The sequence below is a fragment of the Amnibacterium sp. genome (assembly GCF_036559085.1).
In the GTDB taxonomy this organism is placed as follows: domain Bacteria; phylum Actinomycetota; class Actinomycetes; order Actinomycetales; family Microbacteriaceae; genus Amnibacterium.
In genome coordinates this window covers 1-12324 of sequence record NZ_DATBTU010000061.1, presented here as the reverse complement: position 1 = coordinate 12324, position 12324 = coordinate 1, and the positions used below count along the sequence as shown (strand labels likewise).

General features: G+C 69.9%; 9 protein-coding genes. 5 read left to right on the top strand and 4 right to left on the bottom strand.

The features are described from left to right. Positions 1-13: 13 nt before the first annotated feature. A complete protein-coding gene (locus tag VIG76_RS10945; RefSeq protein ID WP_331954018.1) occupies positions 14-622 on the bottom strand; it encodes an alpha/beta hydrolase in 609 nt (202 codons plus the stop codon). 75 nt (positions 623-697) lie between these two features. On the opposite strand from VIG76_RS10945, the gene VIG76_RS10940 reads away from it, so the two are divergent. Both VIG76_RS10940 and VIG76_RS10935 read left to right on the top strand, forming a co-directional pair. Then, positions 698-1240, top strand: a complete 543-nt coding sequence (locus VIG76_RS10940; RefSeq protein WP_331954016.1) for an NUDIX hydrolase family protein — start codon at positions 698-700, stop codon at positions 1238-1240. Positions 1241-1289: 49 nt separating this feature from the next. Next, entirely contained in the window at positions 1290-1667 is a 378-nt protein-coding gene (locus VIG76_RS10935; RefSeq protein WP_331954014.1) for a hypothetical protein, read from the top strand. A gap of 6 nt (positions 1668-1673) precedes the next feature. On the opposite strand, the gene VIG76_RS10930 is transcribed toward VIG76_RS10935, so the two are convergent. After that, positions 1674-2189: a hypothetical protein gene (locus tag VIG76_RS10930; RefSeq protein ID WP_331954012.1), complete on the bottom strand. Its 516-nt coding sequence runs from the start codon at positions 2187-2189 to the stop codon at positions 1674-1676. 121 nt (positions 2190-2310) lie between these two features. On the opposite strand from VIG76_RS10930, the gene VIG76_RS10925 reads away from it, so the two are divergent. Beyond that, positions 2311-2613, top strand: coding sequence for a DUF427 domain-containing protein (locus VIG76_RS10925; protein WP_331954011.1), 303 nt, complete (start codon positions 2311-2313; stop codon positions 2611-2613). A 439-nt stretch (positions 2614-3052) separates the two neighbouring features. Here VIG76_RS10925 and VIG76_RS10920 read toward each other — a convergent pair whose 3' ends face one another. Then, positions 3053-3526: a SprT-like domain-containing protein gene (locus tag VIG76_RS10920; RefSeq protein ID WP_331954009.1), complete on the bottom strand. Its 474-nt coding sequence runs from the start codon at positions 3524-3526 to the stop codon at positions 3053-3055. A 69-nt stretch (positions 3527-3595) separates the two neighbouring features. Next, positions 3596-4447: a spermidine synthase gene (locus VIG76_RS10915; protein WP_331954007.1), complete on the bottom strand. Its 852-nt coding sequence runs from the start codon at positions 4445-4447 to the stop codon at positions 3596-3598. Between the two features lie 346 nt (positions 4448-4793). On the opposite strand from VIG76_RS10915, the gene rpoB reads away from it, so the two are divergent. Together rpoB and VIG76_RS10905 are read left to right on the top strand one after the other, a co-directional pair. Continuing rightward, on the top strand, positions 4794-8309 hold the full coding sequence (rpoB, locus tag VIG76_RS10910; protein WP_331954005.1) for a DNA-directed RNA polymerase subunit beta: 3516 nt from the start codon (positions 4794-4796) through the stop codon (positions 8307-8309). Positions 8310-8359: 50 nt separating this feature from the next. Next, a complete protein-coding gene (locus VIG76_RS10905; protein ID WP_331954003.1) occupies positions 8360-12223 on the top strand; it encodes a DNA-directed RNA polymerase subunit beta' in 3864 nt (1287 codons plus the stop codon). The last annotated feature ends 101 nt before the right edge of the window (positions 12224-12324 follow it).

Sequence of the window (12324 nt, the reverse complement as noted above, 5' to 3'; positions counted from 1 at the left end):
GAGGCCAGGAACGTCAGGAGGCCAGGAAGGCCGCGACGTCGGCGAGCTCGGCCTCGGCGACCCCGTGACCGAGCATCGGGTACTCCCGGGCGGTCAGCGTCGTGTGCGCCTGGAGCCACGTCCTCGTGCGGGCGATGGCAGCGGCCGGGATGACGGGATCGATCGTGCCGCGCCCCCAGAACACCGGCGGCCTGCGTGCGGCGAGGGCCGCATCCGCGGGACCGCCGACCTCGGCGACGAAGCCGGACAGCATCACGACGCGCTCGAACCGGTCGGGGGCCGACCGGAGCAGCTGCAGCGCCACCGCGCAGCCCTGCGAGAAGCCGAGCACGCGGATCCGCTTCGGCGCGGTCCCGGGCAGTCGGTCCAGCCAGTCGAGCACCGCGTCGCCGGCGGGCGCCACGGCGCTGTCGCCGTCGGGCGTCGGGGTCGCCTCGGCCCACGCCCGGCCGCCCTGCGAGGGGACCGGGCCGCGCAGCGCGACGATCCGGTCGGGCACCCCGAGCCGCTCCGCGACCGGCAGCAGGTCCCGCTCGTCCGCGCCTCGTCCGTGCAGCAGCAGGAGGAGGGAATCCGCCTCCGAGGGGCCGGCCCAGAGGGCCGCGTCGCCGTCGATCCGCATGCTGCGGATCCTGCCAGTGCTCTCCGAACGGCCGCGGAGACCGCCGCGACGCGCCCGGGCGGGTAGAAAAGGGGCGTGAGCACCGTGGGAACCCCCGATCCGAGCCCGGGCTGGCTCGGCGACGACGAGCTGGCGCAGATCCGCCGGCGCCTTCCGCTGCTGTACGTGGAGGCCGTGCCGGTGCGGGTGGACGGCATGGGACGGGTCACGGAGATCGGCCTGCTCCTGCGAGTCGGGATGAGCGGCACCATCGCCCGCACGATCGTCTCCGGCCGCGTGATGTACGGGGAGACCCTCCGCGACGCGCTCTTCCGGCACCTCGAGAAGGACCTCGGCCCGATGGCGTTCCCGCAGCTGCCCGCCAGCCCGGTGCCGTTCCAGGTCGCCGAGTACTTCCCGACGCCGAGCATCACCCAGTTCAGCGACGAGCGGCAGCACGCCGTCGCCCTCGCCTACGTCGTGCCGGTGACCGGCACCTGCGACCCGCGGCAGGACGCCCTCGAGCTCACCTGGATGACCCCGGAGGAGGCGTCGAGCGACGCCGTGCTGCGGGAGATGGAGGGCGGGCGCGGGGCGCTCGTCCGCGCGGCGCTCGCATCCGTGGGCGTCCTGGGCTGACGGCGGTTCGCCGAGGCGGGTCCGCTCGCCGTCGGTAGGTTCGGCGGCCGTGCCCACTCTGACGACCGCCCTCCTCCAGGCCGCCCCCGTGATCGTGCTGCCCGTCGGCATCCCGGCGCTCGCCGTGGCCGGCGGTGTGCTCGCCGTCGTGGATGCCGGCTTCCGGTTCCGCAAGGCCGGCGGCGGCGCGGCGCTCGCGGTGCTCGAGCTGGTGCTCGGCCTGCTGCTGGTCGTCGCCTCGTTCCAGCCCGTGCAGCAGCTCGTCTCCACGACGATCCCGGTGCTCTACCTCGCGGTCGTGCTCGAGGTGGTGCTCGTCGTGCTGCTCATCGTGAAGGGCTCACGCAAGGGCGGCCTCATCTGGCTGACGGTGCTGGCGGTCCTCGTCAACGGCGCGACCGCGGTGCTCGCGGTCCTGCACCGGTAGCCGCGCTCAGCGGGCGTCGTCGGCCTGCTCGGGCGGGAGCTCGTCGAACGACGGCGCGAGCTGCTTCAGCCGGAGGCCGCGCCACTGCCAGAGCGCCCACATGCCGGGCCACATCGCCGGGGTGCCCGGGCCGGCGTCGAACTCGAGCCGGTCGCGGTACAGGGTCGCGTTCGGGTCGTCCGGATGCGGGGCGACGGCCATCCGGTGGTACCAGGACCGGAAGGTGCCGGGGAGGCCGGAGACGCCGGCACCGGCGTCGCGCACGATCCGCACGCCGCGGTGCCGCTCGGTGTCGAGGCTGATGCCGATCTCCTGCACGCCCACCGGCACCGAGCCGGCGGCGAGGATCTGCACCGGATGCGATCCCTCGTCCCAGATCGACGGGAAGCCGCCGTCCTCGAGCGAGGAGTAGCCGAGCCACGGTCCGGCGACCTCGCGCATGACGGTGGGGGAGCGCAGCGCGCGCCAGGCGGCTTCGGGGCGGGTCTCGAGGCGTTCCTTCAGCATCACGGTCATCCGCATGGGGGACAGTATCGACGGCTCCGCTGCCCCACGGGGTCAGCAGGCCTGCGGGAACACCCGGGCTCGTCCGTGGTTGCAGTGATGCAGGGCGCGTTCCGCCCCACGTCAGGAGGTTCTACGAATGAAGGCCGTGCTGGGTGACACCGTGATCGCGGAGGCGCCGAAGGAGGAGCTGCTCCGCATCGAGGGCAACTACTACTTCCCGCCGTCGAGCGTGCGGAGCGAGTTCCTCGAGAAGAGCCCGACGCCCTACACCTGCCCCTGGAAGGGCGAGTGCCAGTACTTCACCGTCAGCACGGACGGCGAGCGGCTGCAGGACCGCGCGTGGAGCTATCCGACGCCGTACCCCACCGCGTTCGACCGCGTCGGCGCGGACTTCAGCCACTACGTGGCCTTCTGGAAGGAGGTCCGCGTCACGGACTGACGCGGACCCACCGTCCGGCCGTCGCTACCGGAGGACCCTGTCTCCATCGGAGGACCGGCACCGAGTGCTGGTCCTCCGATCACGACGAGATCCTCCGTTGCCGACGGGCAGAGGGCACCCGCCGTCCCGGAGTAGGCATCCGTCCCGCCCGTAGGCCGAATCGGCGCTCGTGGCCCTACACGAGGCACAACCCCCTACGCCGGTCACGAGCACGCCTCGAAACGAGACCGACGCAGGCTCCGCCCCCCTCACATCCATGCCTTCACCGGGCACACGGATGCCGCCACCTCGCGCCATCGAGCACCGATGCCCCGGCCAGCGCCACCCGACGCGCCCGCGGGCATCACGGTCCCGGCCGTAGGACTTGCTCCCGCGTGTAGGCCGAATCTGCGCTCCTGCCCCGACCTGCGGCACATCCCCCTACACGCGGCACGAGCCGTCACACGCCGACCCGCGCCCGGTCCTCCCGCCGCTCCCACGTGATGAGCGCCGCGGCCGTGAACCGCCGGGCGCAGATGCCGCACGACAGCGGCGCGGACGGCCGCCGGAACCGCACGTGCTCGTGCCCCGAGGGACAGGTGCCGACCCACGGCGCCAGGTCGTCCGCGATCGCCTTGGTGTGCAGCCGGCCGCCCTCGTAGCCGATGCGCTGCGCGGTCGCACGCCAGCGGGGCCCGTGCGCCGCCCGTGAGCCGGCGAGGGCGTGCGCGATCTCGTGCAGCAGCACCTGGCGCACCTCCTCGATCGTCCCGGTCGAGACGAGGTGCTTCGAGACCGTGATGCGCCTGCCCCGGTAGTCGCATGCGCCTGCGCGGCGGCGTGCGTTGTCGAGGCCGAAGCGCCATCCGCCGCTCGGCAGGTGGATCGCGAAGAGCTCCGCGGCGAGGGCTTCGACCTGGTGCGCATCCGTCATCACGACGAACGATAAGCGCGCGGGCGGACGACGACACGCCGCGCGGCGCCGTTTCGCCGGACGGGCGCCTCAGCGCTCGAGGAAGATGCCCCGGTCGGGCTCCGGGGAGCCGGTCGAGGTCGCGTCCGTGACCACCGGGGTGCCGCCGATGAGGGTCGCGAGCGTGTCGCCGTCCACCGCCTGCGCCGGATGCGGGCCGGCGGCGAGCAGCCGCGGCAGCCAGTCGAACGGCTGCGGCTCGAGGGAGCCGACGATGACGACGTTGCCGAAGCGCCGGCCCTTCAGCACCTGCGGCTCCGCGATCGCGACGACCGCCGGCAGCACCGCGCGGACCGTCGCGAGCTGGCTGCGGGCGAACCGCAGGCCTGCGCCGTCGGCGACGTTCACCGTGAGCACCCCGCCCGGCTTGAGGAGCCGCGCGGCCAGTCGGTAGAACTCCACGCTCGTGACCTGCTTCGGGATGGTCGCCCCGGCGAACACGTCGACCACGACCAGGTCGGCCGCGCCGAGCAGCCCCTCCGGCATCCGCTCGGCCACCTCCCGCGCGTCGCCGTAGCGGATGCGGATGGAGGCCTGCTTGGGCAGCGGGAGGCGCTCGCGGACGAGATCGACGAGCGCCCGCTCGAGCTCGATCACCTGCTGCCGCGATCCCGGGCGGGTCCAGGCGATGTAGCGCGGCAGCGTGAGCGCGCCGGCGCCGAAGTGCACCGCGGTGATCGGGGAGCCGGGGTCGCCGAGCGTGTCGATCACGTGCCCGATGCGGGCGACGTACTCGAACGCGAGGTCGGTCGGATCCGAGGGGTTCACGCTCGACTGCGGCGTGCCGCCGACCACGAGCTCGTAGCGATCGGGCTGCCAGCGGTCCCGCTCGATGGTCGCCACCATGCCGCCGTCGAGCAGCACGGAGTCCGACGTCGCCATGGCTGGGACCCTAGGACATCCGCTCGGAACCGGGCTCCGGAGCGGGAAGACGGGGAGCGCCCGCGCGGTTATAGCGCAGGTACGGGAACATGGTCAAGCACCGCGCTGGACACCGGGTGTTTCTGTGCCTATAGTGGATCCTTGCGCTCACTGGTCGGCCCCTGCCACCAATCGACTTCTCGCCCTCATATTGCGGTCGGCGATCCCGTGTGCCCGCCCCTCGTCCCGCGAGGCAGGCCGGTGCCCGGACGGTCACGAGCGCGCGGACACGCCGCTTCTCCTAACCGACACGACAGGAATCAGGATCGCGCAGCGCGCTCGGTCCTGACCGAAAGGTCCAATCTCCTTGGTTTCTGCGCCTGACGCCACCACTCCTCTGAACGGTCGAGGGGCGTCCCGCCTCTCCTTCGCGAAGATCACCGACACCCTCACGGTCCCCGACCTGCTGGCTCTCCAGACGGAGAGCTTCGACTGGTTGGTCGGCAGCGACGCCTGGAAGGCCCGCGTCGCCGAGGCCGAGGCCGCCGGCCGAACCGACCTCCCCGCCCAGAGCGGGCTCGAGGAGATCTTCGAGGAGATCTCCCCGATCGAGGACCTCAGCGAGACGATGCAGCTGAGCTTCACGAACCCGTTCCTCGAGGAGAAGAAGTACACGCTCGAGGAGTGCAAGGAGCGCGGCAAGACCTACGCCGCCCCGCTGTACGTCGAGGCCGAGTTCATGAACCACCTCACGGGTGAGATCAAGACCCAGACGGTCTTCATGGGCGACTTCCCCCTCATGACCGACAAGGGCACCTTCATCATCAACGGCACCGAGCGTGTCGTCGTGAGCCAGCTCGTCCGCTCGCCGGGCGTCTACTTCGAGCGCCAGCAGGAGAAGACCTCCGACAAGGACGTCTACTCGGCCCGCATCATCCCGAGCCGTGGTGCCTGGCTCGAGTTCGAGATCGACAAGCGCGACCAGGTCGGCGTGCGCATCGACCGCAAGCGCAAGCAGTCCGTCACCGTCTTCCTGAAGGCCCTCGGCCTCACCAGCGAGGAGATCCTCGAGGCCTTCAACGGCTTCTCGTCCATCGAGCTCACCCTCGAGAAGGACAACATCCTCACGAAGGACGAGGCGCTCAAGGACATCTACCGCAAGCTCCGTCCGGGCGAGCAGGTCGCCGCCGAGGCCGCGCGTGCGCTCCTCGACAACTTCTACTTCAACCCGAAGCGCTACGACCTCGCGAAGGTCGGCCGGTACAAGATCAACCGGAAGCTCGGCATCGAGGCGCCCCTCACGGACAGCGTCCTCACGGTCGACGACATCATCGCGACGATCCGCTACCTCGTCGCGCTCCACGACACCTCCGCCCCCGGCGTGAAGCAGGTCGGCGAGCGCACCTGGGCGATCGAGGGCGTCCGCGAGGGCCAGCCCGCCGACATCCGGCTCGACGTGGACGACATCGACCACTTCGGCAACCGGCGCATCCGTGCGGTCGGCGAGCTCATCCAGAACCAGGTCCGCACGGGCCTGTCCCGGATGGAGCGCGTCGTCCGCGAGCGGATGACCACGCAGGACATCGAGGCGATCACCCCGCAGACCCTGATCAACGTGCGCCCCGTCGTGGCCGCGATCAAGGAGTTCTTCGGCACCAGCCAGCTGTCGCAGTTCATGGACCAGAACAACCCGCTCGCGGGCCTGACCCACAAGCGCCGCCTGTCGGCGCTGGGCCCCGGTGGTCTGTCCCGTGAGCGCGCCGGCGTCGAGGTCCGCGACGTGCACCCGAGCCACTACGGCCGCATGTGCCCGATCGAGACGCCGGAAGGCCCGAACATCGGCCTGATCGGTTCGCTCGCGTCGTTCGCGCGGATCAACTCGTTCGGCTTCATCGAGACGCCGTACCGCCGCGTGGAGAACGGGGTCGTCACCGACGACATCCACTACCTCACCGCGAGCGAGGAGGACGAGTACCTCGTCGCGCAGGCGAACGCTCCGCTGAACCCCGACTTCTCCTTCGCGGAGAACCAGGTGCTGGTCCGCCCGAAGGGCGGCGAGGTGGAGCTCGTCGACAAGGACCGCGTCGACTACATGGACGTCTCCCCGCGCCAGATGGTGTCGGTCGCGACCTCCCTCATCCCGTTCCTCGAGCACGACGACGCGAACCGCGCCCTCATGGGCGCGAACATGCAGCGCCAGGCCGTCCCGCTGCTGCGCAGCGAGAGCCCGGTCGTCGGCACCGGCATGGAGGGCTACGCGGCCATCGACGCCGGTGACGTGGTCACCGCGAACAACGCCGGCGTCGTCAGCGAGGTGTCGGCCGACCTGGTCGTCGTCCAGCTCGACGACGGCGGCACGGAGTCCTACTACCTGCGGAAGTTCGACCGCTCCAACCAGGGCACGTCGTACAACCACCGGGTGATCGTGGACGCCGGTCAGCGCGTCGAGGTCGGCGAGGTCATCGCGGACGGCCCGGCGACGGAGAACGGCGAGCTCGCGCTCGGCAAGAACCTCCTCGTCGCGTTCATGCCGTGGGAGGGCCACAACTTCGAGGACGCGATCATCCTCAGCCAGAACCTGGTGAAGGACGACGTCCTCTCCTCGATCCACATCGAGGAGTACGAGGTCGACGCCCGCGACACCAAGCTCGGCAAGGAGGAGATCACCCGCGACCTCCCGAACGTGGCGCCCGACCTGCTGGCGGACCTCGACGAGCGCGGCATCATCCGCATCGGCGCCGAGGTCAGCCCCGGCGACATCCTGGTCGGCAAGGTCACGCCGAAGGGCGAGACCGAGCTGTCGGCCGAGGAGCGCCTGCTCCGCGCGATCTTCAACGAGAAGAGCCGCGAGGTCCGCGACACGTCCCTGAAGGTGCCGCACGGCGAGCAGGGCACGGTCATCGCGGTCAAGGAGTTCTCCGCGGAGAACGACGACGAGCTCGGCTCCGGCGTGAACCAGCGCGTCATCGTCTACATCGCCCAGAAGCGCAAGATCACCGAGGGTGACAAGCTCGCCGGCCGTCACGGCAACAAGGGCGTCATCTCGAAGATCCTGCCGGTCGAGGACATGCCGTTCCTCGCGGACGGCACCCCGGTCGACGTGGTCCTGAACCCGCTCGGCATCCCTGGCCGGATGAACTTCGGCCAGGTGCTCGAGACGCACCTCGGCTGGGTCGCCAAGCAGGGCTGGCAGGTCGAGGGCTCGCCCGAGTGGGCCGGTCGTCTCCCCAAGGCCGCGCACAGCGCGCCCGCGGGCAGCAAGCTGGCCACCCCGGTCTTCGACGGTGCGCTGGAGGAGGAGATCGCGGGTCTGCTCGACTCGACGAACCTCAACCGCGACGGCGAGCGCCTGATCGACTCCACCGGGAAGACGCAGCTGTTCGACGGCCGCTCCGGTGAGCCGTTCCCGGACCCGGTGAGCGTCGGCTACATGTACATCCTGAAGCTGCACCACCTGGTGGACGACAAGATCCACGCCCGCTCGACCGGCCCGTACTCGATGATCACCCAGCAGCCGCTCGGTGGGAAGGCGCAGTTCGGCGGTCAGCGCTTCGGTGAGATGGAGGTGTGGGCGCTCGAGGCCTACGGCGCGGCGTACGCGCTGCAGGAGCTGCTCACCATCAAGTCCGACGACATCCTCGGCCGCGTCAAGGTGTACGAGGCGATCGTCAAGGGCGAGAACATCCAGGAGCCCGGTATCCCCGAGTCCTTCAAGGTGCTCATCAAGGAGATGCAGTCCCTCTGCCTGAACGTCGAGGTGCTCGCCGCCGACGGCACCGCGGTCTCCCTCCGCGACACGGATGACGAGGTCTTCCGTGCCGCCGAGGAGCTCGGGATCAACATCTCCGCCCGGTTCGAGTCGTCGTCCATCGACGACATCTGATCCCGGCCACCACCAGACGCATTAGACGAATCAGATAGAGAAGAGATTCAGTGCTCGACGTCACCACGTTCGATGAGCTCCGTATCGGTCTCGCCACCGGCGACGACATCCGTCGCTGGTCCTACGGCGAGGTCAAGAAGCCGGAGACCATCAACTACCGCACCCTGAAGCCGGAGAAGGACGGCCTCTTCGGGGAGCAGATCTTCGGGCCCTCCCGCGACTGGGAGTGCTCCTGCGGCAAGTACAAGCGCGTCCGCTTCAAGGGCATCGTCTGCGAGCGCTGCGGGGTGGAGGTCACCAAGTCCGCCGTCCGCCGCGAGCGGATGGGCCACATCGAGCTCGCCGCGCCCGTCACGCACATCTGGTACTTCAAGGGTGTGCCGAGCCGGCTCGGCTACCTCCTCGACATGGCGCCGAAGGACCTCGAGAAGGTCATCTACTTCGCGGCGTACATGATCATCGACGTGGACGAGGAGGGCCGTCACGACGACCTCCCCGACCTCGAGAACGAGCTCCGCCTCGAGATCAAGACGCTCACCGATCAGCGCGACGCGCGGATCAACGACCGTCTGCAGCGCCTCGAGACCGACCTCGCCGCGCTGGAGGAGGAGGGCGCCAAGAGCGACCAGAAGCGCCGCACCAAGGACGTGGGCGAGAAGGAGATGGGCCAGATCCGTCGTGCCTTCGACGACCAGGTCTCGGCGCTCGAGCGGGTGTGGGACGACTTCCGCAACCTGAAGGTCGGCGACCTCAAGCCCGAGGACGCGATCTACAACGAGCTCGTGGACCGCTACGGCACCTACTTCGAGGCCTACATGGGCGCCGAGGCGATCAAGAAGCGTCTCGAGGCGTTCGACCTCCAGGCTGAGAGCGACCTGCTGCACCAGCAGATCGCCGAGGGCAAGGGCCAGAAGAAGATCCGCGCGATCAAGCGCCTCCGGGTCGTCAACTCGTTCCTGCAGACCGGCAACTCGCCGGCCGCCATGGTGCTCGACGTCGTCCCGGTGATCCCGCCGGAGCTGCGCCCGATGGTCCAGCTGGACGGTGGCCGCTTCGCGACCTCCGACCTGAACGACCTGTACCGCCGCGTCATCAACCGGAACAACCGGCTCCGTCGTCTGCTCGACCTCGGCGCGCCCGAGATCATCGTGAACAACGAGAAGCGGATGCTCCAGGAGGCCGTCGACGCGCTGTTCGACAACGGCCGCCGCGGCCGTCCCGTCACGGGCACCGGCAACCGGGCGCTGAAGTCGCTCTCCGACATGCTGAAGGGCAAGCAGGGCCGGTTCCGCCAGAACCTGCTCGGCAAGCGCGTCGACTACTCCGGCCGTTCGGTCATCGTGGTCGGCCCGCAGCTGAAGCTGCACCAGTGCGGTCTGCCGAAGCAGATGGCGCTCGAGCTGTTCAAGCCGTTCGTCATCAAGCGCCTCATCGACCTGAGCCACGCGCAGAACATCAAGGCCGCGAAGCGGATGGTGGAGCGCTCGCGTCCGCAGGTGTGGGACGTGCTCGAGGAGATCATCCGCGAACGTCCCGTGCTGCTGAACCGTGCGCCCACGCTGCACCGTCTCGGCATCCAGGCGTTCGAGCCGCAGCTCGTGGAGGGCAAGGCGATCCAGCTGCACCCGCTCGTCTGCTCGGCGTTCAACGCCGACTTCGACGGCGACCAGATGGCCGTGCACCTGCCGCTGTCCGTCGAGGCCCAGGCCGAGGCGCGCATCCTGATGCTCGCGTCGAACAACATCCTGAAGCCGTCCGACGGCCGCCCGGTGACCCTGCCCAGCCAGGACATGATCATCGGCCTGCACCACCTGACCACGGTCAAGCCGGGGGCGATCGGCGAGGGCCGCGTGTTCTCGTCGGTCTCCGAGGCGATCATGGCGAAGGACTCGGGCACGCTCGACCTCAACGCCAAGGTGAAGATCCGCCTCGGCGGCATCGTCCCGGCCGCCGGCACCGCTGAGGGCGTCGCCCGCAACGACGACGGCACCATCGCGGAGCCGATCCTGCTCGAGACCACCCTCGGCCGGGCCCTGTTCAACGAGACGCTGCCGACGGACTACCCGTTCGTCGACGTGCTCGCGGACAAGGGCGCGATCTCCGCGATCGTGAACGACCTGGCGGAGCGGTACCCGAAGGTGGAGGTCGCGGCGACGCTCGACCGCATCAAGGACGCCGGCTTCTACTGGGCCACCCGGTCCGGTGTGACCGTCGCGCTGTCCGACGTGCTCACGCCGCCGAGCAAGGCCAAGATCCTCGAGGGCTACGAGAAGCAGGCCGCGAAGGTCCAGAGCCAGTACGAGACCGGTCTCACCACCGACGCCGAGCGGCGCCAGGAGCTCATCGAGATCTGGAACCGCGCGACCGCCGAGGTGGCCCGCGCGATGGAGGACAACCTCCCGGCCAGCAACAACATCAACCGCATGGTGTCCTCGGGCGCCCGCGGCAACTGGATGCAGGTCCGCCAGATCGCCGGTATGCGCGGCCTCGTGTCGAACCCGAAGGGCGAGATCATCCCCCGCCCGATCGTGCACTCGTACCGCGAGGGCCTGACGGTGGCGGAGTACTTCATCTCCACCCACGGCGCGCGCAAGGGCCTCGCCGACACCGCGCTCCGCACGGCGGACTCCGGGTACCTCACCCGTCGTCTCGTCGACGTGAGCCAGGACGTCATCATCCGTGAGGACGACTGCGGCACCTCCCGCGGCCTCGACCTCTCGACCAGCGAGAACGTCGAGAACTCGGTCTACGGGCGCACGCTCGCGACCGACGTGGTCAGCGAGGCGGGCGAGGTGCTCGCCACTGCCGGCGAGGACGTCGGCGACGTGCTGATCGCGAAGCTCGTCGAGGCGGGTGTCGAGCACATCAAGGTGCGCTCGGTCCTGACCTGCGAGTCCGCCGTCGGCGTGTGCGCGGCCTGCTACGGCCGGTCGCTCGCCACGGGCAAGCTCGTCGACATCGGTGAGGCCGTCGGCATCATCGCGGCGCAGTCCATCGGCGAGCCGGGCACCCAGCTCACGATGCGCACCTTCCACACCGGTGGTGTGGCGTCGGCCGACGACATCACGCAGGGTCTGCCCCGCGTGCAGGAGCTGTTCGAGGCCCGCACCCCGAAGGGCGCGTCGCCGATCGCCGAGGCGGCCGGTGTCGTCACCATCGAGGACACGGACCGTCAGCGCAAGCTGATCCTGACCCCCGACAACGGCGACGAGCCGCACGCCTACCCGGTGCTGAAGCGCGCCACCCTCCTCATCGAGGACGGGCAGCACGTCGAGCTCGGCCAGCAGCTGCACGTCGGCTCCGTGGACCCGAAGGAGGTGCTGCGCGTCAAGGGCGTCCGCGCCGTGCAGCAGCACCTCGTCGACGGCGTCCAGGGCGTCTACCGCAGCCAGGGCGTGCCGATCCACGACAAGCACATCGAGGTCATCGTTCGGCAGATGCTGCGCAAGGTGACCGTGGTCGACCACGCGGACACCGACCTGCTCCCGGGCGAGCTCGTGGACCGGTCGCGCTACCAGGAGGTCAACCGGGCCGCGCTCGCCGAGGGCAAGAAGACGGCGTCGGCCCGTCAGGAGGTCATGGGTATCACCAAGGCCTCGCTGGCGACCGAGTCGTGGCTGTCGGCGGCCTCCTTCCAGGAGACCACCCGGGTGCTCACGCAGGCGGCGATGGACGGCAAGTCCGATCCGCTGCTCGGCCTCAAGGAGAACGTGATCATCGGCAAGCTGATCCCGGCCGGCACCGGTCTTCCCCGGTACCGCGACGTGAAGGTGGAGCCGACGGAGGAGGCGAAGGCCGAGCGCTACCCGCTGCGGTCCTTCGGTGACGAGCCGGTGTTCAACGACGCCGACCTGTCGTTCGTCGACTTCGACTCGTTCTCGAGCGACGACTACACCCCGGGCACCTACAACTGACGCCGTAGGGCGCCGTAGGACCTGAACGAAGGGCCCGTTCCCCGCGAGGGGGACGGGCCCTTCGTCGTTCCCGTCCCACCATGACGCGTGAGTTGCCACTT

Bases quoted from the DNA above. Each gene is read 5' to 3' on its own strand.
- VIG76_RS10925 (WP_331954011.1), top strand. From the start codon at position 2,311: ATGAAGGCCGTGCTGGGTGACACCGTGATCGCGGAGGCGCCGAAGGAG.
- VIG76_RS10945 (WP_331954018.1), bottom strand. From the start codon at position 622: ATGCGGATCGACGGCGACGCGGCCCTCTGGGCCGGCCCCTCGGAGGCG.
- VIG76_RS10920 (WP_331954009.1), bottom strand. From the start codon at position 3,526: ATGACGGATGCGCACCAGGTCGAAGCCCTCGCCGCGGAGCTCTTCGCG.
- VIG76_RS10930 (WP_331954012.1), bottom strand. From the start codon at position 2,189: ATGCGGATGACCGTGATGCTGAAGGAACGCCTCGAGACCCGCCCCGAA.
- VIG76_RS10915 (WP_331954007.1), bottom strand. From the start codon at position 4,447: ATGGCGACGTCGGACTCCGTGCTGCTCGACGGCGGCATGGTGGCGACC.